The following is a 21,625-nucleotide window of genomic DNA, read 5'->3' as shown; positions in this document are numbered from 1 at the left end:
GACCATGGCGGATCCAGACGAGCACCTACTCACGCCCAGCCAACGCCACCTGCTGGACCAGCAGAAACGCGCGAACCCGAGCCCACGGCCGGTGGACGTGCAGGGGTCGCTGAGCCAGGCGGGCCGGTACCGGATAGACCCGGCGCACGCCAGCAAGGCCCTGGCCAAGCTGCAAGAAGCGCTGGAGGAAGTCCAGGTTATCGGGCGAGAGGCCAGGAAGCTCCAGCGCCTCGACCCGCCGTACAACGACCCGTACAGCAAGGCCGCGGTGAAGTCGATCATCCAGCGGGCCAGCGACGAGAACGGGTGCCACGGCAAGGCCAACCGGGACTTGGCCGAAACGTTGAAAAACATGATCGACAACATCAAGGCTATGGTGCGCGAGCACGAGAACGCCGAGGGCAAGAACAAGGGCATCGGAGGACACCGCTCGTGACCCGCACAGTCCAGCTCGCCGCGATCATCACCTTGAGCACGCTGGTGCTGGCCAGCTGCGGCGGCGGCGATCCCGACCCGGCTCAGACGACCGGCGCGCCCACCAGCACCAGCAAGCAGAGCGCGGCTCCGCCGATCAACAACCCGATCTCCGCTGACGCCTTCAAAGACCGGCCGTGCGACCTGCTCACCCCCGCCCAACGGGAGAGCGTCGGGGCGACCCGGCCTAAGGCTGAAGACTCCAGGCTCGGACCGTCTTGCGTCTGGCTCGCCAAGGAAGTCGGCGAGGATGCCGCCGTGGACGCGACCCTCTACACCAAGCCCGAGGCCGTGAAGTGGGACCGGTTCTTCGAGCTTAGCGACCGCAACCCCTACTTCCATCCCGCCGGGGAGATCGAAGGGGTCCCTGCCGTGCACACCAACGACGAGAAGACGGCCGAGCGCGGCGGCTGCACCACTCATCTGGGCCTGAACAAGGACCTCATGATGGAGGTCGCGGTGGACCTCCCGCTCAAATCCCCGGACTACAAGACGCCGTGCAAGGTCTCCGACCGAATGGCGGCGTTTGTGATCCAGAACCTGCGGGCAGGGGGCTGACATGGGTGAGGTTGTCCGATACGGCGCGATCAGCCGGGACGGCAGCCTGCCGCGCGCGCAAGCGTTCGACGGGCGCACGATCTACGAGTACTTCAACAACAACGTCAAGGGCACCGGCCCCACCACCGAGGCCAACAAGGACGACTGGAGCCAGCTCGGCAAGCGCTACGACAAGGTCGCGCGGCTGATCGAGGAGGCCATGGCTGTCGGCAGGATCGCCTTCGAGGGCAAGGGCGCCGATGCCATGCAGAACAGGATCGCGCCCGTGGTGGCCATCGCGACCCAGGCCAAGGGGGTCTGTGACAGCGTGGCGCTGCAGGTGGCCGCGCAGGGGGATCACGCGCGGGCGGCGCAGCAGGCCATGGAGAAGGTGCCGGATGTGCCGCCGGAGCCGTGGCTGAACGACTTCATCCCGATGGACACCGACTTCGACAAGGCGAAGCAGGCCGAGGGCGAGGCGGTCAAGCGCAACCAGGAGCGCTTCGAGTCCTACCGGGGCAACACCCAGGGCACCGTGGACTCCTTGCCGCAGTACCAGTTCCAGCCGCAGCCCGAGCTGACCCTGGACACCGGCAACGGCAACCCCGGCGAGGTCGATCCCGGTCGCCGGGACCCGGGCCGGGTGGACCCACCGCGCGGACTCCCCGGCCAGCCGGGCCGCGTCGACCCGCCCGGCGGCGTCACCGGTGGCGGCGGTGGCGGCGGTGGCGGTGGCGGCACCGGCAACGACCAGGTGCGCAACGACTGGAACATCCCCGCCCCGCCACCGGTGGGCGGTCCGCCCCTGCCGCAGCCGATTCCCGGACCGGGTCCGCTCCCTGGACCAGGGCCGTCGCCGCTGCCGATGCCCTTGCCGCCGCCCGGTTTCCCGCCCGGTGGCGGCACGCCACCCGGCGGTGGCGCGACCCCGCCCGGTGGTGGCAGCGGTCGTAGCGGTGGTGGCGGTGGGTTCGGGCCGCGCGGCAGTGGCGGGGCCTTCGGACCTGGCGGCTCTGGCGGATCCGGTGGTCAGGGCGGGATCCGGGGCGGGTTCGGGCCTGGCGGGTCGGCCGGGATCGGCGCGGACGCCCATGGCGCGGCCGGGCGCGGTGGCGCCGGGGGCGCGGGGGCCAGGGGTGCCGCCGGTGCGCCGGGCGGGCCGATGGGCGGCGGGGCCGGGAACCGCGGCGAGGAGGACAAGGAGCACCGGCGGCCGGAGTACCTGATCGAGACCGAGGACATCTTCGGCGACATCAGAACCGTGGCGCCGCCGGTGATCGGCGAGTCCGGCGGCCCCTACGGCTGAGCCCGCACTGCCGGTCCGCCACCACGGCGGACCGGCAGGTGCGTCTCAGCGGTAGCTCTTGCGCACCAGGTACGGCGGCACGCTGTTGCCGCGCAAGGCATCCGCGTCGATCGACTCCGGCAGGTAGCTGCTGGTCTTGAGCCGGTCGACCATCTTCTCCACCGGGTTGTCCACCTCGTCGGCGCGGCCGAACAGGTAGGCCCACTCGTGCTCGTCGGAGCCGTAGTAGACGACGGTGCCGAAGGTGTCGTTGAACCGCTGCCAGGAGCGGACCAGGGTGGTGTTGCGCCACATGGTCTGGCAGCCGGCCTGGGTGATCACCACGCCGCCGGGGGCCAGCACCGCCTTGCACATGCCGAGGAACTCCTCGCCGTACAGGCGGTTGTGCTGGGCCTCCTCCTCGCGCTCGTCCGGCAGGTCGACCAGCACGATGTCGTAGCGCAGGCTCTCGTCGGCGGCGGCGTCGAGCAGGTACTGCCAGCCGTCGGTGTAGTGCACCCGCACCGGGCCCTCGTGCCGCTCGGCCGCGGCCAGCTCGGCCGGGGTGTAGCCGTAGGGCAGCTGCTCGGCGCAGACCTTGACACACTCGGCGTCGATGTCGACGTGGTCGACCACCTCCGCGCCGAAGGCCACCGACATCTGGCAGACCACGCCCTCGCTGGAGCCGACCACCAGCACCCGCTTGACCTGATCGGCCAGCAGCAGGCCGGGCACCAGCAGCGCCTCGTGGTAGGTCACCTGGGTGAGCTCGGTGCTCTGCCGGTCGTTGTCGCAGAACAGCGACACGCCCTGCTCGGTGCGGCCGATCACCACGTGCTGGAAGGCGGTGTCGCCCTCCCACAGCACCTCGTTCAGCTCCCAGACGCGGGTCAGGCCCGCGCCCACGGGCTCGCGGATGACCCGCGTGGACTCGATGACACTGGTCATGGGGTCACCTTCATCTCGTTCTCGTTCTCCAGGCCGCGCCGGATGGTGCGGCTCTGCGCGGACTTGGCGCCCATGGCCTCGGCCAGCAGCGCGACCGCCAGTTCCGGCTGCGCCTTGGTGCCGCAGGTGAACACGTCGACGAACACCGACCCGTTCTCCGGATAGGTGTGCAGGGAGGCATGGGACTCCGACAGCAGGGCGAGCACCGTCACCCCCTGCGGGTCGAACTGCTTGGAGATGACTTGCAGCACGGTGGCGCCTGCCCGCTTCAGGGCGTCATCCAGGATCTGGCAGAGGAACACCTCGTCATCCAGCAACGCGGTGTCGATCCCGTCGAATTCAGCGAGGACATGCTGTCCGCTGAACAAACCGACGGTCTGCACTGCTTCAGGAGCAATGGACATCTATCAACCTCCCTACTGTCGAAGTAGCGCGCGGGGTTCGCGCGCAGGGAAGGCCCATCCCGCACGGGAATGGGGAGTTGGATGGGTGTGGGGTGGTGTCGTCCTCAGACGCAGTGCGTGGGCAGTGGCGCGAAGCCGTTGAACTCCACCGAGGCGTAGCTGGCCGTGTACGCGCCCGCGCTGAGGATGTCGAGGTGGTCCCCGGCGCGCAGCGCCATGGGCAACTCGTACACCGTGCGCTGGTACAACACGTCGTCGCCGTCGCAGGTGGGCCCGGCCAGCACCACCGGACCGCGTTCGCTGTCCTGCGCGCCAGCCGCGAGCCGGTAGGTGATCATCTCACCCTCGGTCTCGGCGAGTCCGTTGTAGCGGCCGATGTCCAGGTACACCCAGCGCCGGTCGTCCACATAGGACTTCCGCGCGACCAGCACCACCTCGGTGCGGATGATCCCGGCGTCCGCGGCGATCGCGCGGCCGGGTTCGATCAGCACCCTGGGGCGGGCCGGGCCGAAGTGCTCGGTGAGCGCCTGCTCGATCGCCTCGGCGTACTCGGCCAGCGGCGGCGCGGTCTCGGTGTAGCGGGCCGGGAAGCCGCCGCCGAGGTTGACCAGGGTCGGCTCGATCCCCCTGGCGCGCAGGGTGGCGGTGATCCGGCCGGCCTGGGCGATGCCGTCGTGCCAGGCGTGTGGGTCGAGCTGCTGGGAGCCGACGTGGAAGGACACCCCGGCCGGGCGCAGGCCGAGCTCGCGCGCCTGCGCCAGCAGGTCAAGGGCCATGTCCTCGGCGCAGCCGAACTTCTTGCCGAAGGGCGTGCCCGCGCTCTCGTTGACCACCAGCACGCGGCAGAAGACCGCGGAGCCCGGCGCGTGCTCGGCGAGCTTGGCCAGGTCCTCGGCGCTGTCGGTGACGTAGAGGCGGACCCCGGCGGCGTAGGCGTGCGCGATGTCGGCGGCCTTCTTGATGGTGTTGCCGTAGGAGATGGTCTCCGGGCGGGCGCCCTGGGCCAGGCACAGGTCGATCTCGGCCGGGCTGGCCACGTCGAAGCAGGCGCCCAGTTCCACCAGCAGCGCCACCACTTCCGGCGCCGGGCAGGCCTTGACCGCGTAGAAGATCTCCGCGCCGGGCAGCGCCGCGCGCAGGTCCAGGTAGCGCTGCCGCACGATCTCGAGGTCGATCACCAGGCAGGGGGTGGCCGGCCGCTGGGTGTCCAGAAAACGCTGGACTCGGCCGGTATCGGCGGCTGTCGGCGGAAAAGTCGAAGCGACCGTGGGGCGGGTGCGTGAATCCGTGTGCACTCCGGCAACGGCGAGGCGCTCGACCATTCCGCTAACTACCTCCATCCCGCTACGCACGACACGCAGCGCAGCCTGCAACTCTAGGCCACCGCCAGGGGTGATCCATACTCCGTTCCGGTCGGACCCCGGGTCTGTCCGAAATGGACAGGCATCAACGCAGGTCAGAGCGGGTACCCGCGCTCACATGGGTGCGAAACGAGACGGACGTCACTGGCTGTGGCTCAACGGCCTGTCGCTGGTCATGTTCGGCAGCTTCCTGATCTTCCTGGTGCTGCAGAGCGTCTTCGGCTGGCAGGCGAACAACAACGAGCTGGCCGACTTCGGCCGACCGGCCATGGCGTACTGGGACTACGTGCTCAGCGGCGACTTCGGCGAGCAGACCTTCGAGAACTGGGAGTCGGAGTTCCTGCAGATGGGCTCCTACGTGCTGCTGACCGCCTTCCTGGTGCAGCAGGGGTCGCCGGAGTCCAACCCGCTCGACGGCGACAAGGACGACGACCCCGGCCCGCACCCGGACGCGCCCGGCCCGGTCAAGCGCGGCGGCTGGGTGCTCAAGCTCTACGAGAACAGCCTCGGCCTGGCCCTGATCGGCATGTTCCTGCTCTCCTTCACCCTGCACCTGCTCACCGGCGCCGCGGCCTACAACGACCAGCAGGCGCTGCACGGCAAGCCGCCGGTCGGCGTCGGGGAGTTCCTGGGCAGCAGCGAGTTCTGGTCGCAGTCGATGCAGAACTGGCAGTCGGAGTTCCTCGCGGTCGGGGTGCTGATCGTGTTCACCATCTTCCTGCGGCAGCGCAACTCCGCCCAGTCCAAGAACGTGGCCGAGCCGCACCACGAGACCGGCACCTGACAGAGTTTTCGATGTTCAAGATTTAACGGGTCGGCTAACTGTTTCAGGCTGTAACATATAGGTCGAGCGGTCCGCCAGCCGCGCCCCGTCCACCCGAGTTGTGCTGGAAGTCGCCCGTGCTCCGCATCCACTTCACGCCAGCCGACCTGGCCAGGGTCCGGATCAACGACAGCGCTGACCCGCTGTGGGAGATCCTGCTCAGCCTGCACCTGCTGCAGGCGGCCACCGGATCGCAGACCTTCGGCCACTGGCGCAAGACCGCCCGCGCCGAGCTGGACGCCTCGGCCGGGCTGCTGACCATGCTCGCCCCGCCGCACGGCTACTCGGCGGACTTCCTGACCCCGCCCTCGGACGGGCAGACCCTGCTCGGCGGGATCGAGCGGCTGTGCGGCACCGCGAAACCGGTGCTGCACCGGGACCTGAGCAGGCTGGCCGTCGAGCGCAGGCTGCCCAGCTGGGCCGGGGAGCTGGCCAGGGGCGAGGCGACCATGATGCACCGCCTCGGCGCCGCGCTGCGGCAGTACCACCAGGTCGCGCTGGCCCCGTACTGGCCAGCGGTGACCGCCACGGTGCGGCTGGACCGGCAGAGCAGGGGCGAGACCCTGCTGGGCGGGGGCCTGGACGCGCTGTTCAGCACCCTGCACTCCTCGGTGCGCTGGCGCGCCCCGGTGCTGGAGGTCGACTACCCGGTCGAGCAGGACCTGCACCTGGGCGGCCGCGGCCTGCGGCTGATCCCCTCGTTCTTCTGCTGGGGGCACGCGATCACGCTGGAGGACCCCGAGCAGCCGCCGGTGCTGGTCTACCCGGTGACCAGGGTGGACAACTGGGCCTGGTCGCTGCGGGACCGCCCGGCGGGCAGCGCCTCGCTGGGCACGCTGCTGGGGCGGACCAGGGCGCAGCTGCTGGACACCATCGCCACCACACCGAGCCTGACCACCACCGAGCTGGCCAAGCTGCTGCACATCTCGCTGGCCGGGGCCAGCCAGCACGCCAGCGTGCTGCGCAACGCGGGGCTGATCACCACCGAGCGGCGGGCCGGGGCGGCCTACCACCGGCTCAGCGCGGGCGGTTCGGCGCTGCTGGACACCTCGCTGGCGCAGCCGCGCCTGGCTCCCCGGCAACCTCGCTAACCGCGCGCCCGCAGGTGGTCCACCGCGAGGCGGGCCGCCGCGCCGATCACCGCGTCGGCGGCGGGCAGGGCGAAGGCGGTGCTGGCGCTGCGGGTGAACACCGCGACCGCGTACCGGCCGCCGTCGGGGTACTCCACCACGCCGATCTCGTTGCGCACCGTGGGCAGCGTGCCGGTCTTGCCGGAGACCCGGACGTCGTCGAACGGGAAGCCGGAGGACAGCCGGTGCGGCCAGACCTGGAGTCCCATCAGCCGCTGGATCTGCGCCGCGCCGGGGGTCTCCTCCCGCCAGAGGATGCCGAGCATCCTGGTCATCTCGCGGGGGGTGGAGCGGTTGGTGCGCGCGGGGTCGAGCACCCGCAGCCGGGCCAGCACGGCCGGGTCGGCCAGCAGCGCCGGGTCGGGGCCGCCGGCGTCCTCGGCCATGGTGGCGGCGAAGTCCCGGCCGCCGTGCCGGATGGTGGTGCCGGTCAGGCCCAGCTCGGCCATCGCCCGGTTGACCGCGGCCAGGCCGACCCGGTCCAGCAGGGCGTCCGCGGCGGCGTTGTCGCTGACCGCGATGGCCAGGTAGGCCAGGTCGCGCAGGGACATGGTGACCGGGTCGAGCATGGCGCCGATCCCGGTCGGCCCGCCGCTGCGCTCGCCGGGGCGCAGGGTGACCTGTTCGGTGGGGTCGAGTCCGCTGCGGTGCCAGGCGATCAGCAGCGGCACCTTGAACACGCTGGCCAGGGTGACCGGGGTGTCCGCGCGCACCGCGACCTGGCCAGGGCCGTCGACGTGCGCGGCGTGCAGGCAGCCGGTGACCCCGGCCGCGGCGAAGGCGGCCTCGATCCGGTCGCGGATGCCGCTCATACCCAGAACTCCGAGACCGGCCGGGGGTGCAGGGTGCCGCCCGCTCCCCCGGCCCGGCGCATACCGGCCGCGCACAGCACTTCCTCAACCGCGGCCGCGAAGGCGGCGGTGGCCGCGGTGGGCCGGTCGGCGGGCCAGACCGGGGAGGTGCGCAGGGTCAGCGGAGCGCCGCGCAACGGCCGGGTCACCAGGTCGGGGTGCCTGCCCGCGAGGCTGCCGTCGTCCAGGGCGACCGCCGCGCCGCTGAGCACCAGCCCGGCCGCGAACTCCGGGTTGCTGGCCGGGTGCACCTCGGCCGGGGTGAACCCGTGCCGGGCGCAGCCGGTGAGCAGCTCGTCGTGCAGGGCGGGCGCGGCCTGTCTGGGGAAGAGCACCAGTCCCCCGCTCAGCTCGGCCAATCCGATCTCCTCCCGCTCCGCCAGGGGGTGCCGCGCGGGCAGCGCCACGCCCAGGTCCCGCACCAGCACCGGCCCGAGCGCCAGTCCACTGTGGACGTCAAAGGGATGCCGCAGGATGCCCACGTCCAGCCGACGCTCGGTGAGCCCGCGCTGCTGTTCGGCGGTGGTGATCTCGTGCAGCTCCAGCTCCACCCCGGCGCAGCGGGCGCGGAAGGCGGCCACCAGCGCCGCGATCACCCCGCCGCCGAGGTCGGGCAGGATGCCGGCCCGCACGGTGCCGATCTCCCCGCGCGCCACCTGCCCGGCCAGCGCGCGCAGCCGCTCGGCCCGCTCGACCAGTTCCCGCGCCTCGGCCAGCAGCAGCCGTCCGCCCTCGGTGAGCGCCACCGCGCGCGCCGAGCGGTCGAACAGCCGCACGCCGAGCTCCCGCTCCAGCCGCTGGATGCGCTGGGACAGTGGCGGCTGCGCCATGCCCAGGCGCTGCGCGGCCCGGCCGAAGTGCAGCTCATCGGCCACCGCGAGGAAGTAGCGGAGATGCCGAACTAGGTCCACGACCAGGGATGATATCGGATCATTTATCGCAGTGGGTGCGATACCGATGTTGGACATGCCGGTCCGGCGTCTGATCAACTCGCTGGCATGTGCCTCGACTGCACCGACACCTCGACCCTGGGCCGCCGCTCCCTGCTGCGCGGCGCGCTGGCCGGCACCGCGGGCGCCGCGCTGACCGCCGCCGCCGTCTCCACCCCGGCCGCGGCCGCCGACTCGACACCCGCCTTCGGCCGCTGGCGGTCAGCCGGCGTGCGGTTCCGCTGGCTGGGCGTGGCTGGCTGGGAACTGACCTTCGACAACCGCCGCGTCCTGCTCGACCCGTACCTGAGCCGCTTCCGGCACACCGGCCCGGACGGCAACGTGGACCTCAACACCCCGCTGTCGAACAACCCGCGCAACCTGGCCGCGGTGGTCGACGACCCGGCCCCGGTCGAGCTGATCATGGTGACGCACAGCCACTGGGACCACATGGCCGATGTGCCGTACCTGATGAACGCCTTGCACCGCAAGGACAAGGGCACGCCGAAGGCGGTCGGCACCGAGACCAACCGGCTCCTGCTCACCGCGATGGGCGCGGATCCGAAGCGGGTCGGCGGGCTGCACGGCGGCGAGTACCTGGACTTCGGCGGCTTCACCATGCGCGCCTTCCACAGCCTGCACAGCATCGGCGCCTCGCACCAGTACTTCCTGCCCGGCACCCTGGTCAGCACCCCGCCCCGGCCCAGGACCGTCGGCGAGCTGGTGGAGGGCGGCACGCTGGCCTACCGGATCGACATCGCCGACCGGCTCTCCGTGCTGTTCCTGGGCACCGGCAACTTCATCGAGACCGAGCTGGCCGGTCAGCGCCCGGACGTGGTGGTGCTCAGCGCGGCGGGCAACGGCGGCACCTACCAGTTCGTCGAGCGCGCACTGACCACGCTGGGCAAGCCGAGGTTCGTCATCCCCAGCCACCACGACAAGATGGACACCCCGCTGGGCCAGCCGGACATCGACCCCCGGCTGCTGCCGGAGTTCCGCGCCGCGGTGGCCAGGGTGAGCCCGCGCAGCACGGTGATCGAGCCGGCGGGCCACCTGACCCCGTTCACGCTGTGACGCGCTTGAGCTCCCGGTAGTGGCGGCGGCGGTCCTCCGGGAGCCGCTCGATGGCGTAGCGGAGCATCACCCGGGGCATCGCCGCCGCATGCCGGTCCAGGAACGCCAGCAGCCGCCCCTGGTCCCGGTTGCCGACCTCGCGCAGCCACCAGCCGACCGCCTTGTGCAGGAGATCTTCCTTGTCCCGCACCAGGATCTCCGCCAGTGCCAGGGTGTCGTCGAACTCGTCGGCGCGCACGAAGTAAGCGGTGGCCAGCACCGCGGTGCGCCGGGCCCACAGGTTCGGCGAGGCGGCCAGCTCGTACAGCGGGGCCCGGTCCCGCCGGTGCAGGTAGCCGCCGACCACGTACGGGGCGGCCATGTCCACCAGGTCCCAGTTGTTGATCCGGTCCAGCCGCCGCAGGTACAGCTCGTACAGTTCCCGGCGACGGTCCTCCGGGGTGCGCCTGCGGCGGGCCTGTCTGTCCATGATGGACAGCGCACCGGCCCGGACCTCGTGCAGCGGACTGCCCAGCAGGATGTCCAACTCGACCGGGGGCAGGTCGATGAACTCCTTGCACAGCACGGACAACCGGGCCACCCGCACGCCGAGGAAGACGTCGCCCTCGCCGTACTCGCCGGGCCCGGTCTTGAAGTAGCGCTGGAGCTTCTCCTTCTCCACCGGATCGGCCAGCGCGTGCACCCTGGCGGTGAAGGCGGCGGCGTCCACGCGGCCTCAGTCGGTGCCGCGGCTGGTGATCTGCTGCACGAGCCAGCTGTTCCCATCCGGGTCGTCGAAGGAAATGAACCCGCTGTTGTTCAGGTCGTCCTCGTCGGTGGCCGGGCGGAAGCCCTCGGGCCCGGCGAACTGGACCTCGGAGACCTCCACCCCGCGCGCGAGGAGCTCGGCGCGCGCGGCCCGCACGTCACCGACCACCAGCTGCACGCCCTTGAGCGAACCGGGCTCCATCTTGGCCACGCCGCGGCCGATCACGATGGAGCAGCCGGAGCCGGGCGGGGTCAGCTGGATGATGTGCAGGTCCTCGCTGATCCGGGTGTCGTGGTCGACGGCGAAGCCGAGCTTGCCGGCGTAGAACTCGCGGGCGCGGGCCAGGTCGGACACCGGGACCACGACCACTTCGAGGGTCCACTTCATCGCTGTTCTCCTCCTACGGCTGGCTGCCAGTACACCGGGTAGACCAGCCCCGCGCACGGAACTCATCGGTGCGCTGGCGAAAAAGTTCCCCGAGCCCCGAGGAACACCCCGATGGTGGCAGCCAGGAACACGACCTGGATCGCGGTCCGCGGCCACAGCTCGTCCACCACACCGGGCGAGAGGCCGTTGAGCGCGGCGTAGACGTTGGCCGGGAACATCACCACCAGCAGCACGCTCAGCGCGCCCGCGGCCCACCGCGCCGTGGGCGTCCACAGCAGCCCGGCCACCCCGATCAGCTCCAGCACCCCGGTGACCGTGACCAGCAGCTCCGGCGCGGGCAGCGCGGGCGGCACCATCGCGATCAGCTCCTGCCGCAGCCCGACGAAGTGCGCCAGCCCGGTAGCGGTGAACATCGCCGCCAGCCCACCCCGCAACGGCACCGTCCACGGCCGCAGCGCCCGCACCCCGGCCCGCCCGGCCACCCACAACCCGGCCGTCACCACCACCAAGATCACCAACGGAGCCATCGCCCCACCCTTCCCCAGCGCCAATCTTGTCACTGACAACTTTCCACTGACAAGATGCACCCCCACCAGCCATCTTGTCAACGACAAGATTCCGACTAGGCTGGTCCCCCATGAGCACCAAGGGCTCCTACCACCACGGCGACCTGCGCCGGACGCTGCTGGACGCGGCCGTCACCGCGATCACCGACGCGGGCCCCGCCGGTTTCAGCCTGCGCGAACTGGCCCGCCGCGCCGGCGTCTCGCACGCCGCGCCGGTCCACCACTTCGGCGACAAGGCAGGCGTGCTCACCGCCCTGGCCACCGAGGGCTTCGACAAGCTGGCCGAGGCACTGTCCGGCGCGGCCGAGCGCACGGGCAGCTTCGCCGAGGTCGGCGTGGCCTACGTGCGCTTCGCGATCGGCCACCGCGCCCACTTCGAGGTGATGTTCCGCCCCGAGCTGTACCGCACCGACGACCCCGCGCTCACCACCGCCCGCGAACGGGCCAACGAGGTCCTGGTCAGTGGCGTGCGCTCGGTCCGCCCGGAAGGCGTGGAACTCGGCGAGATCGCGGCCTGGTCCCTGGTGCACGGCTTCGCCACGCTGTGGCTGTCCGGGGCACTGCCAGCTGACCTGGGCCGGGACCCGGAGTCGGCGGCACGGGCGATCGCCGGCATGCTGACCCGGGGGCTGTGACAGCCGGGCACCGCAGGGGAGCAAGGCGAGCCGAGCCAGTCCGGGCAGCGCCGAGCCGGGCAGCTCCGAGCCGAACCGATCTCGGCCAAGCCGAGCCACGCCAGGCCGAGCCACGCCGGACCGGACCGAGGGGTTGCCGGACCGAGCCGAGCCGCGCCGGATCGCCCCACGCCACGCAGCCCCGCGCCGCCCACGCGACGCCACGCCGCGCCGTCCGCGCCACGCCGCGCCGTACTGCGACACCCCACGCCGCGCTGGACCGGACCACGCCACTCCAAGCCGAGCCGCGCCGGTCCGCCTCGCGCCAACGCCGCCCGCGCCGGACCGGGCCACGCCGGGCCGCGCTCAGCGGGGTCGGGCCCCGTCACTCCGCGCCGGATCGAGTCGCGCCGCGCCCAGCCGGGCCGATCTGGGCCAATGGCAGCGGCGCACGGGCGAACCCGTGCGCCGCCCCCGGGGTCACGCGGTACAGGCCCCGATGTCCTGCCAGTACCACGGGCCAGCGCCCGGTTCCTGGGCCCTGTTCCACCAGGCCGAGCGCCACTTGCGCCCGTTATGCGCGACCTCCGTTCCCGGTGGGTACAGCTCCTCGGCGGACCAGGCCGCAGTGCTGCCGCAGCCGGGGCCGGGGTCGCCGCCCGTCACCTGGTCGATCCACTGCTTGTGCGCCGGCACGTTCATGTAGATCGCCGGGGCCTGGCCGCAGGTGGGCTGGCCGCGGCCGGCGCGGCTGGTCGCGCCGGTGAGCTCCCAGCGGCCGTTGGACTGGCGGACCGAGGGGCCGCCGGAGTCGCCGTAGCAGGCGCCGGCGCTGGGCTGGCCGCCGAGGCAGAGCTCGGTCTGCGGGTTGAAGTTGTCCGTGCAGCCGCTGGCCTGCACCTGGACGTCGATCTCCTGGAGCTGGACCGGGGCGCCGCCGCAACCCCGGGTGGGGCAGGTCTGGCCCCAGCCGATCAGGCGGGTGTCGGTGCCCGCGGTGCCACCGTCAGCCGCGATCGGGATCGGGGTCTGGCTGACCGGGGCGCTCAGGCGCACCAGGGCGATGTCGCCTTGGCCCGGCACGATCTGCGCGGTCTGGGCGAGCTCGCCGCCGGCGTTCCAGGTGGTGGTGCCGACCCGGACGCGGAAGCTGCCGGGGCTCTGGCCCTGGACGCAGTGTTTCGCGGTGACCACCCAGGTCGGGGTGATCAGCGAACCGCCGCAGAAATGCCCTTGGCCGCCTTGCAGGGAGGCCATGAACGAATACGTCTGACTGGCCGGGCGGCCACCGACGATCAGCGGCTGAACATCGTCATTGTTGGTTGTCGCAGCATTTACCGTCGAGGCGAACCCGGTCGTCAGGGCCAGGGCGGCGACCAGCGACGCACCCCATCCCCTCCAGCTTGACCACATGAGTCGTCCTTTCCACAGGGCCGCCGGAATAGCAGGGCAGGTAGTCCGGCGGACGCACTGAAATATCGTCCGAACGTCGGGTGCCCGGTCATCGGAATTGGCGATAACTTCGGCTTATGGCTGACCTGGAGTTACGGCATCTCCGTGCGGTCTGCGCCATCGTCGAGACCGGCAGCATGAGCAAAGCCGCCGTCCGGCTCGGCCTCACCCAGCCCGCGCTCACCGCGCAACTGCAACGGGTCGAGCGCCTGGTGGGCGGTCGGCTGTTCGACCGCAGCCCGACCGGCAGCACCCCCACCGAACTGGGCCGCTACGTGGTCAACACCGCGCGCCTGGTGCTCGACGACCTCGACCACCTGCTCGCCTCGGCGCAGGACCGGGCGCGCACCTTCACCCCGCAGCCGCTGCTGGCCGGGTGCATGCCGATGCTGTTCCTGGCGCGGCTGGTCGCCGAGCTGAGCAACCGGCTGCCCTGCTCGGAGGTGCGCACCGAGATCGAGCCGGTCGGCCACACCCTGGTGGAGATGCTCAACTCCGCGCGGCTGCACCTGGCCGTGTTCGAGCGCTTCGACGGGCTGGAGCGGCGCAAGCTCAGCGGGGTGGAGATCCGCACCCTGGTGCTGGAGCCGCAGTTCGTCGCGGTCGCCGAGGACCACCCGCTGGCCATCCGCGAGGTGATCTCCCTCGACGAGCTGGCCGACTGCGACTGGGTGGTGCCGCCGCCGGAGGCCAACAGCCTGCGCATGCAGCTGCACACCGCCTGCGCCACCGCGGGTTTCACCCCGCGGATCCGGCACCACACCTGGGAAGCGGGCATGGCGCGGGTGCTGGTGGAGAACGGCGCGGTGTCACTGGCCGCGCCCGCTTCGCGCAGTGGCAACGGGATCGCGGTGCGGCCGCTGCGCGGCGACCCGCTCCAGGTGCCCATCATGGTCGGGGTGCGCACCGACGGGGCGCTGGCCGGGCGGGCGCACGAGGTCTTCGCCAGCGCCGCCTACGCCTATCGGTCCATTGTGGACAGGAACCCGACCTTCGCCCAGTGGTGGGCCGAACATCCCGAGGCGCACGCGGAACTGGACGCGGCGATGCTGGTGTGCCCGCCGCTGGCGGTCTAGTTCTGGGCCACCAGCACGGATTCGGCGGCCGGGACCAGCCGCGCGGCCAGCTCGGCGGCGAGCTCGGCCATCCGGCCCTCCTCGGCACCGGCCATGAACCGGACGGTGTGCGGATCGCGCCGGGGATCCGGCCGCAGCTCCGCGCCCGGCACCAGGAACCGGACCAGCCCGGACCGGTGCGGCTTGGCGGGCACGAACTCCACGCCCTGGATCTCCCGCACCGCGATCTCCCGCCGCCGCGGCTTGCGCATGGTGGAGTTGAACTCGATGACCACCCGCTGCCCGTCCAAGGTGACCACACCGTCCAAAGTGGACACTCGCAGCTCCACCGGCTCGGTGACCCTGGGCAGGCCGGGCGCGTGCGCGTCCGGGGACAGCAGCCGGGGCTCCGGGACCGGGTCGGCGCAGAGGCGGGCGCGCAGCTCGGCCACGAACGCGTCGTTCCCGGCGCGGCGGGTGGGCTGGAGCACCAGCGCGTCCACGTCCAGCTCGGGCAACGGCGGCTCGTGCCCCGGCAGCTCACCGGCCAGCCGCAACCGCAGGTACGGGCGGCGGCCCCCGGCCTCGTACTCCACGTCGGTGATCGCGGACAGCGGCACCCGCCGGGGGCTGCGCGCGCTCTTGACCTGCCTGGTGCTCAGGCGTCGCGGAAAGTGCAGCTCAACGACGTCCTGGTGCAGGACAGCGTCGCCGTCGTGGCCCTGGAGGGTGCTGGGTGGCCCGGAAATCACCGGTCAATGGTAGTCAGCGTCGCGTGTGGACGGTGTGTGTGCGACAGGTCGTGTGGGGCGGATCTCGTGCGTGAGCGCCGGAGTCCAGGTCGTTCCTGGCGGTGCCGCCAGGGACGGGCTGGGCCCGGCGATCGCGTGCGAGATCCGCCCCACACGACCTGCGTCTCAGGTGCTGCCGAAGAATGCGTTCACCGGGAGGTCGAGGTCGGCGGTGGCCTCGGTGTAGTGGGTCTTGAAGGCGGTGAGCCACTCCTCCACGCTGACCTTGCCGTCGCCGTTGGTGTCCAGCAGCGCGAACAGCCTCGGCGCCTTGGCCAGCGAGAAACCGGCCAGGTACATGAAGGCGACGAACTCCTCCACCCCGATGGCCCCGTCGTCGTTGGTGTCGGCCAGCGCGAACCCGGCGGCCAGCGCGGGCCGGAACACCCGGTCGAAACCGGCGTCCGGTTCGGCCAGGGCGGTGCCGACGGCGTCGATGAACTCGGCCTTGCTGATCCGGCCGTCCTTGTCGCTGTCGGTCAGCTCGACCAGCGCCTGCCAGTGCGCCCGCATGCCCTCCAGGGCCGCGTTGCCCTTGGGCGAGTCGGTTTCGTTGAACCGCACGCAGAAGCGCCTGCTGCGCTCCTCCAGGTCGCTGAGCTGGATGTAGCCGTCGTGGTCCTCGTCGAAGGCGGCGAAGGCGTGGTCGAGCTTGCGCTGAAGTTCCGGCGTCACGCGCACATGGTAGGGGTTGACCGCCGCCGACAATGGGGAACATGCGCATCATCGACAAGATCGCGTTGATCGACCTGGCCGACGGCCGGGTGCTGAGCACCCGCTCGCACGGCAAGGACGCCTACTACCTGCCCGGCGGCAAGCGCGAGCCCGGCGAGACCGACGTGCAGACCCTGGTGCGGGAGATCGCCGAGGAGCTGGGCGTTGCGGTCGCGCCGGAGACCGCGGTGCACGTGGGCACCTTCCAGGCGCAGGCGCACGGGCACGCCGAGGGTGTGCTGGTGCGGATGACCTGCTACTCGGCCGAGTACACCGGCACGCCGGTGGCCAGCAGCGAGATCGCCGAGGTGGTCTGGCTGGGCTACGCCGACCGGGAGCGGGTGGCGCCGGTGGACAAGATCATCTTCGACGAGCTGCACGCGGCCGGTTCGCTGCGCTGACCCCGGTCACAGCAACGCCCGTTCGTGGGCCTTGGTGACCGCCTCGGTGCGGCTGGCGGCTCCCAGTTTGGCCATCACCCGGCTCAGGTGCACGCTCACCGTCTTCTCGCTGATGTAGAGCTCCGCGCCGACCTGCCGGTTGGTGTGACCGAGGGCGACCAGGGCCAGCACCGCGCGCTCACGCGGGGTGAACGGGTCGACGGTGTCGCGTTGCGGAGCCGGGCCGGTCAGGTTGAGGCGGGCGCGGCGGGCGAGCTTGGCCAGCGCGTCCAGCAGCGGGGCCGCGCCGAGCCGGGTGGCGTCCTCGGTGGCCTGGCACAGCGCGGTCTCGGCGGCGGGTTTGTCGCCGGCGACCAGGCAGGCGGCGGCCAGGCGGTAGCGGGCCAGGGTCTGCTCGTAGGTGTGGCCGTAGCCGAACGCCTCCAACACCGCGCTCCACTGTGCCGGGGTGTCCTCGCCGTGCACGCGGGCGGCCTCGGCCTCGGCGCGGGCCAGCCAGGCCCTGGCCTCGGGACCCAGCTCGCCGCTGCGCGGGGCGGCCACGGTGGACACCCCGCGGATCTGGGCCAGCAGCCGCTCCCCCGCCTCCCGGTGCCGGGTCTCGGCCTCGGTGTCCTTGCGCTGCCTGGCTTTGGCCGCCAGCTCGGCGTGCGCGGCCAGGCCGAGGGTGCCGATCCGGATCACCGCCAGCTCGCGGTAGCGCCGGGCCACCGACAGGGCTTCGTCGATCCACTCCAGGGCCTTGTCCGGGCGGCCCTGCCACAGCTCGGCGTCGGCGGCGCAGGCCGCGGCGATCACCGCGATGTCCCAGTCCTTGTGCCACTCCGGGCGCAGCCGCCGCACCAGCTCCATCGCCGCGGCCGACTCGCCCCGCCCGACCAGCGGGAACAGCGAGATCGCGGTGAGCCGGGCGCTGGCGATGTCCGGCACCGAGCAGGTGCCGAGGTCGGCGGCGGCCAGTGCGGCGTCCCAGTCGCCTGCCACGTAGTGCAGCAGGATGTGCAGCACCCGCAGCTCGGTGCCGTAGGGGCTCCAGTTGAGGCCGGTGTCCGCGGCCCGGCGGCCACCGCTGGCTGCGGCCGCCAGCGCCTCGGTGAGCAGGCCCTGTTCGTAGTGGGTGACGGCCAGGTTGAACCAGGCGCGCAGCTCCACGCTGGGGATGTCGGCGGCGCGGGCCCGCTCCACCGCCTCGTGCAGCCGCCGCACCGCCTCGGCCACCTCGCCGCCGCGGACCAGGATCACCGACAGCGAGACCAGCGCGTCGGTCTCCGCGCCGACGGCGTCGCTGGCCCTGGCGTCGGCCAGCGCGCCCTCGGCGTACTCGCGGGCCGGGCCGTAGCTCTGCTCGTCCGCGCTCATCGCCACCCTGGCCCGCATGGCCTGCACCCAGGCCCGGGTGGGGCTGGCGGGCTGGTCGGCGACCAGCTGCCAGGCGCGTTCGATCACCTGGTGCGCCTTGTCCCGCTTGCCTTCCAGGGCCAGCAGGGTCTGCACGTACTTGCGCCGCACCTCGGCCGCGCGCACCGGGTCGCCCAGCTCCTCGGCCATGTGCACCGCGGTGCGCCCGTAGGCCAGCGCGCGGTCGTCCTCCCCGGCCAGGCTGGCCGTGTACATCGCCTTGTGCACCAGCTTGAGCTCGTCGCCGCCGCTGACCTTTTCCGGGTCGGGCACCGCGCCCCACAGCTTCATCGCCTGTTCCAGGTGCCGCAGCGCCTTGGCCGGGGCGCGGGCCTCCATGGCCTCGCGGGCGGCGACCACCGAGGCGGCCAGCGCCTGCGGCAGCGCGTGGCTCTCCAGGCTGTGGTGGGCCAGTTCGGCGGCCACCCCGCGCCTGCCGTCCTTGGCGGCCAGGAACCGGGCGTACCCGGCGTGCAGCCGGACCCGCTCGCCGGGCAGCAGGTCGGCGTAGACGGCCTCGCGGAGCAGGGCGTGCCGGAAGACGTAGGCGTGGTTGTCGTCCTTGTACAGCAGCACGTGGTGGGTGACCGCCTCGCGCAGCGCGGCCTCGATCTCGGCCTCGGGCAGGCCGCTGACCGTGCGCAGCCGGGCGTCGGTGACCCGGCGGCCGGAGACCGAGGCGACCCGGATGATCTGCTGGGTGGCCGGGGCGAGCCGTTCGATCCGGGCCAGCAGCACGTCGGCCAGGCCGATCGGCACCCGGTCGTCCTGGTCGGCGCAGGCGGCGATGAGCTCCTCGGCGAAGAAGGCGTTGCCCTCGGAGCGCTCGGCGATCTGGGCGATCTTGTCCTCGGCCAGGGTGCCGTCGGAGAGGCGGCGGACGAAGGTGCGCGCGTCGCTGTCGGTGAAGGGGGCCAGGTCGAGGCGCTCCACCGCCGGCAGCCGGACCAGCTCGGCCAGCAGCGGGCGCAGCGGGTGGCGGCGGTGCAGGTCGTCGCTGCGGTAGGTGGCCACCACCAGCAGCCGGCCCACGCGCAGCCGGGAGAGCAGGAAGGAGAGCAGGTGCCGGGTGGAGCCGTCGGCCCAGTGCAGGTCCTCCAGGGCCAGCAGCACGGTGCGCCCGGCGGCCAGCTCGACCAACAGCGAGTGCACCGCGTCGAACATCTGCAGCTGGCTCATGTCCTGCTCGCCGGCCCGCGGGTCGTAGGGCACCACGTGCTCGGGCAGCAGCTCCGGCAGCAGCTTGGCCAGCGCGGGATGGGCGCGCAGCGCGTCCAGGTGGCCCTCGCGCAGCTGGCCGAGGGCCTCCACGAACGGCAGGTAGGGCAGGCCGCCCTCGCCGACGTCCAGGCAGCGGCCGGTGAGCACCAGCGCGTCCTCGGCCGCGGCCAGCTCGCTCAGCTCGCTGAGCAGCCGGGACTTGCCCACCCCGGCGTCCCCGGCCACCAGCACCGCGCCCGGCGTGCCGCGCACCGCCTGCCGCAACGCCGCGCGGAGCTGACGCAGCTGCGCGCCCCGCGCGACGAGCGGAATTCCTGAACCCAACCGTGCCACGTCCTGAATCGTGGCATACCCGGCCGACATTCCTGACCTGGTTTCAGGCGGCGTGACGGTAGTGTTCCGAGGGCTCCTCGGGGTCGGGCTCGGGCTGGGTCTCCTCGTCCTTGCGCACGATGCCCAGCCAGCGGCGGGCAGCGCGGTCCTTGCCCTCGCCGTGACCCATCGCGTGCTCGGCGCGCTCGGCCCGGTAGGCGATCTCGGCGCGCAGTGCCTGGTCGGTCCAGGTGATCATGGTGTTCTCCTCGTTCGGACTTCTGTCGTGGTGAGGAGAACTGTCCTGCTGAGGGGTGCCCGCCCGCGTCCGACGATCACCTACCTTCCGGGCGTCGGACGCCTTACCCGGGACCCCTCAGGCCCCCTTACCCCGCCCGGTGAGGGGGTAAGGGGGCCTGAGGTCCCCCGCCACACGCCTGAGGCGGTCAGTCCGCGGCGGGCGCCAGCTCGGGCGCGGGCTCGAACTCCTTGATCGCGTCCAGGGACTGCCCCATGGCCGCGTTGGCCTCGCGCTCGACCATGACCTCCACCAGCACCGGCTTGCGCTCGCGCTCGGCGGTCTCGGTGGCCCAGGCCAGCGCCTCGCGGATCTTGCCGGGTTCCTCCACCCGGACCGCGGCGCAGCCGAAGGCGTCCATCACCTTCACGTGGTCGATGCCGCTGCTGCCGTAGTGCAGGTCCACCGCGTAGTTCATCTCGTAGGGGATCTCGGCCTGCCGGATCAGCCCGAGGTACTCGTTGTTGACCATGACGATGACGAACGGGATCTCGTACTGGGCGGCGACCGCGACCTCCTCCATCAGGAACTGGAAGGAGTAGTCGCCGCAGACCGCGACCACGGTGCGCTCCGGGTGGGCGCACTTGACGCCGATCGCGGCCGGGATCTCCCAGCCGAGCGGCCCGGCCTGGCCGCAGACCAGGTAGCGGCGGGGCAGGTAGGTGCGCTGGAACTGGCCGGACCAGATCTGGTAGAGCCCGATCGCGGTGACGAAGGTGGTGTCCGGCGGGTAGAACTCGTTGAGCTCCCGGTAGACCCTGGGCGGTTTGATCGGCACGTCGTCGAAGTCGTCCCGCCTGGGCAGCGTCTCGCGCAGCTCGCCGATCCGCTTGGGCCACTCGCCGGGGGTGCGCGGCCTGGTCAGCTCCTTGGCCTGGTAGGCAAGCGCGGCCAGGGTGGGCCTGGCGTGCCCGACGATGCCCAGGTCCGGCTCGAAGACCTTGCCGAGCTGGGTGGGCTCGATGTCGACGTGGATGAACTTGCGGCCCCTGGTGTAGGTCTCCAGGTCGCCGGTGTGCCGGTCGCCGAAGCGGGCGCCGACGGCGAGCACGCAGTCGCTCTCCAGGAAGGCCGCGTTGCCCCACCGGGTCTGGGTCTGCAACCCGGCCAGGCCGGCGAACAGCTCGTGGTCCTCGGGGAAGGCGCCCTTGCCCATCAGGGTGACCTGCACCGGGATGCCCAGGTGCTCGGCGAGGCCGCGCAGCTCGTCGGCGGCCTCGGCCACGATCACCCCGCCGCCGGCCAGGATCAGCGGCCGTTCGGCTGCCAGGAGCATCTCGATGGCCGCGCGCACCGGCTCGGCCCTGGGTTGCGGCACCTCCACCGGCAGCGGGGCGTCCAGCGCCGGGTCGTAGCGGCACAGTCCTCGTTGCACGTCGATGGGCAGGTCGATCAGCACCGGGCCGGGCCGCCCTGACCGGGCGATCCGGAAGGCTTCGCGGAACACCCAGGCCGCCTGGGCCGGTTCCTTGAGCTGCACCGCCCACTTGGTGACCGGTTTGGCGATCTCCACGATGTCCACGGCCTGGAAGGACTCCTGGTGCAGCTTGGCCTTGGCCGCCTGCCCGGTGATGCAGATGATCGGGATCGAGTCCGCCAGCGCGGTGTACAACCCGGTGATCATGTTGGTGCCTGCCGGGCCGGAGGTGCCGATGCACACCCCGACGTTGCCGGTGACCCTGGCCCAGCCGTCCGCGGAGTGCGTGCCGCCTTCTTCGTGGCGCACGGTGATGTGGCGGATCGAGCTGTGTTGCAGTGCGGCGTAGAGCGGCAGGATCGCGGCGCCGGGAATGCCGAAGACGGTGTCCACGCCTTCGGACTCCAGCACCCTGACCACGGCCTCCATGCAGGG

Annotated in this window: 23 protein-coding genes; 9 read left to right on the top strand and 14 right to left on the bottom strand. The window is 72.0% G+C overall.

The genetic code is table 11. The features are described from left to right. The first annotated feature begins 4 nt into the window (after positions 1–4). The 3 genes from N8J89_RS14885 to N8J89_RS14875 are packed head-to-tail and all read left to right on the top strand — an operon-like array spanning position 5 to position 2,317. Positions 5–436 (top strand): hypothetical protein, encoded by a 432-nt coding sequence (locus N8J89_RS14885; RefSeq protein WP_283664935.1) that lies wholly within the window; start codon positions 5–7, stop codon positions 434–436. Further along, positions 433–1,032: a DUF3558 domain-containing protein gene (locus N8J89_RS14880; RefSeq protein WP_283664934.1), complete on the top strand. Its 600-nt coding sequence runs from the start codon at positions 433–435 to the stop codon at positions 1,030–1,032. The genes N8J89_RS14885 and N8J89_RS14880 overlap by 4 nt, the downstream gene beginning before the upstream one ends. 1 nt (position 1,033) lies before the next feature. Beyond that, complete coding sequence (locus N8J89_RS14875) at positions 1,034–2,317, top strand: hypothetical protein (protein ID WP_283664933.1); 1,284 nt, start codon at positions 1,034–1,036, stop codon at positions 2,315–2,317. Positions 2,318–2,362: 45 nt separating this feature from the next. Here N8J89_RS14875 and N8J89_RS14870 read toward each other — a convergent pair whose 3' ends face one another. The 3 genes from N8J89_RS14870 to N8J89_RS14860 form a co-directional block, all read right to left on the bottom strand. Then, positions 2,363–3,244, bottom strand: a complete 882-nt coding sequence (locus tag N8J89_RS14870; protein WP_283664932.1) for a spermidine synthase — start codon at positions 3,242–3,244, stop codon at positions 2,363–2,365. After that, positions 3,241–3,648, bottom strand: coding sequence for an adenosylmethionine decarboxylase (gene speD, locus N8J89_RS14865; RefSeq protein ID WP_252482623.1), 408 nt, complete (start codon positions 3,646–3,648; stop codon positions 3,241–3,243). The genes N8J89_RS14870 and speD overlap by 4 nt, the downstream gene beginning before the upstream one ends. A 104-nt stretch (positions 3,649–3,752) precedes the next feature. Continuing rightward, a complete protein-coding gene (locus N8J89_RS14860; RefSeq protein ID WP_349497479.1) occupies positions 3,753–4,826 on the bottom strand; it encodes a type III PLP-dependent enzyme in 1,074 nt (357 codons plus the stop codon). A gap of 301 nt (positions 4,827–5,127) precedes the next feature. Between N8J89_RS14860 and N8J89_RS14855 the strand changes: the two genes are divergently transcribed. Together N8J89_RS14855 and N8J89_RS14850 are read left to right on the top strand one after the other, a co-directional pair. Beyond that, a complete protein-coding gene (locus tag N8J89_RS14855; protein WP_283664931.1) occupies positions 5,128–5,793 on the top strand; it encodes a DUF6766 family protein in 666 nt (221 codons plus the stop codon). 116 nt (positions 5,794–5,909) lie between these two features. Continuing rightward, positions 5,910–6,923: an ArsR/SmtB family transcription factor gene (locus N8J89_RS14850; RefSeq protein ID WP_283664930.1), complete on the top strand. Its 1,014-nt coding sequence runs from the start codon at positions 5,910–5,912 to the stop codon at positions 6,921–6,923. Here N8J89_RS14850 and N8J89_RS14845 read toward each other — a convergent pair. Both N8J89_RS14845 and N8J89_RS14840 read right to left on the bottom strand, forming a co-directional pair. Continuing rightward, positions 6,920–7,774 (bottom strand): serine hydrolase, encoded by an 855-nt coding sequence (locus N8J89_RS14845; protein WP_283664929.1) that lies wholly within the window; start codon positions 7,772–7,774, stop codon positions 6,920–6,922. The two genes, N8J89_RS14850 and N8J89_RS14845, sit on opposite strands and share 4 nt — an antisense overlap. Continuing rightward, a complete protein-coding gene (locus tag N8J89_RS14840) occupies positions 7,771–8,724 on the bottom strand; it encodes a LysR family transcriptional regulator (protein WP_283664928.1) in 954 nt (317 codons plus the stop codon). Before N8J89_RS14840 ends, N8J89_RS14845 begins: the two co-directional genes overlap by 4 nt. An 87-nt stretch (positions 8,725–8,811) precedes the next feature. Here N8J89_RS14840 and N8J89_RS14835 point away from each other — a divergent pair, with 87 nt between their 5' ends. After that, positions 8,812–9,816 carry an MBL fold metallo-hydrolase gene (locus N8J89_RS14835; protein ID WP_283664927.1) on the top strand — a complete coding sequence of 335 codons (1,005 nt, stop codon included), beginning with the start codon at positions 8,812–8,814 and terminating at the stop codon, positions 9,814–9,816. Here the strand turns inward: N8J89_RS14835 and N8J89_RS14830 are convergent. The 3 genes from N8J89_RS14830 to N8J89_RS14820 all read right to left on the bottom strand — a co-directional run bounded on the left by N8J89_RS14830 (position 9,806) and on the right by N8J89_RS14820 (position 11,478). After that, entirely contained in the window at positions 9,806–10,525 is a 720-nt protein-coding gene (locus N8J89_RS14830; RefSeq protein ID WP_283664926.1) for a DNA alkylation repair protein, read from the bottom strand. The two genes, N8J89_RS14835 and N8J89_RS14830, sit on opposite strands and share 11 nt — an antisense overlap. Before the next feature lie 6 nt (positions 10,526–10,531). After that, positions 10,532–10,951 carry a VOC family protein gene (locus N8J89_RS14825; RefSeq protein ID WP_283664925.1) on the bottom strand — a complete coding sequence of 140 codons (420 nt, stop codon included), beginning with the start codon at positions 10,949–10,951 and terminating at the stop codon, positions 10,532–10,534. 62 nt (positions 10,952–11,013) lie between these two features. Continuing rightward, positions 11,014–11,478, bottom strand: a complete 465-nt coding sequence (locus N8J89_RS14820; protein WP_283664924.1) for a DoxX family protein — start codon at positions 11,476–11,478, stop codon at positions 11,014–11,016. A gap of 110 nt (positions 11,479–11,588) precedes the next feature. Here N8J89_RS14820 and N8J89_RS14815 point away from each other — a divergent pair, with 110 nt between their 5' ends. Beyond that, on the top strand, positions 11,589–12,152 hold the full coding sequence (locus N8J89_RS14815; protein ID WP_283664923.1) for a TetR/AcrR family transcriptional regulator: 564 nt from the start codon (positions 11,589–11,591) through the stop codon (positions 12,150–12,152). Positions 12,153–12,611: 459 nt separating this feature from the next. Here the strand turns inward: N8J89_RS14815 and N8J89_RS14810 are convergent, their stop codons facing one another. Beyond that, positions 12,612–13,544 (bottom strand): trypsin-like serine protease, encoded by a 933-nt coding sequence (locus tag N8J89_RS14810; RefSeq protein WP_283664922.1) that lies wholly within the window; start codon positions 13,542–13,544, stop codon positions 12,612–12,614. 116 nt (positions 13,545–13,660) lie between these two features. Here N8J89_RS14810 and N8J89_RS14805 point away from each other — a divergent pair, with 116 nt between their 5' ends. Next, positions 13,661–14,659, top strand: a complete 999-nt coding sequence (locus N8J89_RS14805; RefSeq protein ID WP_252482636.1) for a LysR family transcriptional regulator — start codon at positions 13,661–13,663, stop codon at positions 14,657–14,659. Here the strand turns inward: N8J89_RS14805 and N8J89_RS14800 are convergent. Next, positions 14,656–15,390, bottom strand: a complete 735-nt coding sequence (locus N8J89_RS14800) for a DUF4429 domain-containing protein (RefSeq protein ID WP_283664921.1) — start codon at positions 15,388–15,390, stop codon at positions 14,656–14,658. The two genes, N8J89_RS14805 and N8J89_RS14800, sit on opposite strands and share 4 nt — an antisense overlap. Before the next feature lie 165 nt (positions 15,391–15,555). Next, positions 15,556–16,104 carry an EF-hand domain-containing protein gene (locus N8J89_RS14795; protein WP_283664920.1) on the bottom strand — a complete coding sequence of 183 codons (549 nt, stop codon included), beginning with the start codon at positions 16,102–16,104 and terminating at the stop codon, positions 15,556–15,558. Positions 16,105–16,151: 47 nt separating this feature from the next. Between N8J89_RS14795 and N8J89_RS14790 the strand changes: the two genes are divergently transcribed. Then, positions 16,152–16,544, top strand: a complete 393-nt coding sequence (locus tag N8J89_RS14790) for an NUDIX hydrolase (protein ID WP_252482696.1) — start codon at positions 16,152–16,154, stop codon at positions 16,542–16,544. Positions 16,545–16,550: 6 nt separating this feature from the next. Here the strand turns inward: N8J89_RS14790 and N8J89_RS14785 are convergent, their stop codons facing one another. From N8J89_RS14785 to gcl, 3 genes are all read right to left on the bottom strand, one after another. Continuing rightward, positions 16,551–19,496 (bottom strand): helix-turn-helix transcriptional regulator, encoded by a 2,946-nt coding sequence (locus N8J89_RS14785; RefSeq protein WP_349497478.1) that lies wholly within the window; start codon positions 19,494–19,496, stop codon positions 16,551–16,553. A 43-nt stretch (positions 19,497–19,539) separates the two neighbouring features. Next, a complete protein-coding gene (locus tag N8J89_RS14780) occupies positions 19,540–19,734 on the bottom strand; it encodes a hypothetical protein (protein WP_283664919.1) in 195 nt (64 codons plus the stop codon). Between the two features lie 187 nt (positions 19,735–19,921). Then, complete coding sequence (gcl, locus tag N8J89_RS14775) at positions 19,922–21,619, bottom strand: glyoxylate carboligase (protein WP_502868489.1); 1,698 nt, start codon at positions 21,617–21,619, stop codon at positions 19,922–19,924. Positions 21,620–21,625: the final 6 nt, after the last annotated feature.

This window comes from Crossiella sp. CA-258035 (genome assembly GCF_030064675.1).
GTDB lineage: Bacteria > Actinomycetota > Actinomycetes > Mycobacteriales > Pseudonocardiaceae > Crossiella.
The sequence above is the reverse complement of the archived record's forward strand: the minus strand, read 5'-3'. Positions and strand labels throughout refer to the sequence as shown.

Coding starts and splice junctions, on each gene's coding strand:
- N8J89_RS14845 (WP_283664929.1), bottom strand. CDS start 7,774: ATGAGCGGCATCCGCGACCGGATCGAGGCCGCCTTCGCCGCGGCCGGG.
- gcl (WP_502868489.1), bottom strand. CDS start 21,619: ATGGAGGCCGTGGTCAGGGTGCTGGAGTCCGAAGGCGTGGACACCGTC.
- N8J89_RS14820 (WP_283664924.1), bottom strand. CDS start 11,478: ATGGCTCCGTTGGTGATCTTGGTGGTGGTGACGGCCGGGTTGTGGGTG.
- N8J89_RS14825 (WP_283664925.1), bottom strand. CDS start 10,951: ATGAAGTGGACCCTCGAAGTGGTCGTGGTCCCGGTGTCCGACCTGGCC.
- N8J89_RS14805 (WP_252482636.1), top strand. CDS start 13,661: ATGGCTGACCTGGAGTTACGGCATCTCCGTGCGGTCTGCGCCATCGTC.
- N8J89_RS14815 (WP_283664923.1), top strand. CDS start 11,589: ATGAGCACCAAGGGCTCCTACCACCACGGCGACCTGCGCCGGACGCTG.
- speD (WP_252482623.1), bottom strand. CDS start 3,648: ATGTCCATTGCTCCTGAAGCAGTGCAGACCGTCGGTTTGTTCAGCGGA.
- N8J89_RS14810 (WP_283664922.1), bottom strand. CDS start 13,544: ATGTGGTCAAGCTGGAGGGGATGGGGTGCGTCGCTGGTCGCCGCCCTG.
- N8J89_RS14885 (WP_283664935.1), top strand. CDS start 5: ATGGCGGATCCAGACGAGCACCTACTCACGCCCAGCCAACGCCACCTG.
- N8J89_RS14875 (WP_283664933.1), top strand. CDS start 1,034: ATGGGTGAGGTTGTCCGATACGGCGCGATCAGCCGGGACGGCAGCCTG.
- N8J89_RS14780 (WP_283664919.1), bottom strand. CDS start 19,734: ATGATCACCTGGACCGACCAGGCACTGCGCGCCGAGATCGCCTACCGG.
- N8J89_RS14835 (WP_283664927.1), top strand. CDS start 8,812: ATGTGCCTCGACTGCACCGACACCTCGACCCTGGGCCGCCGCTCCCTG.
- N8J89_RS14855 (WP_283664931.1), top strand. CDS start 5,128: ATGGGTGCGAAACGAGACGGACGTCACTGGCTGTGGCTCAACGGCCTG.
- N8J89_RS14870 (WP_283664932.1), bottom strand. CDS start 3,244: ATGACCAGTGTCATCGAGTCCACGCGGGTCATCCGCGAGCCCGTGGGC.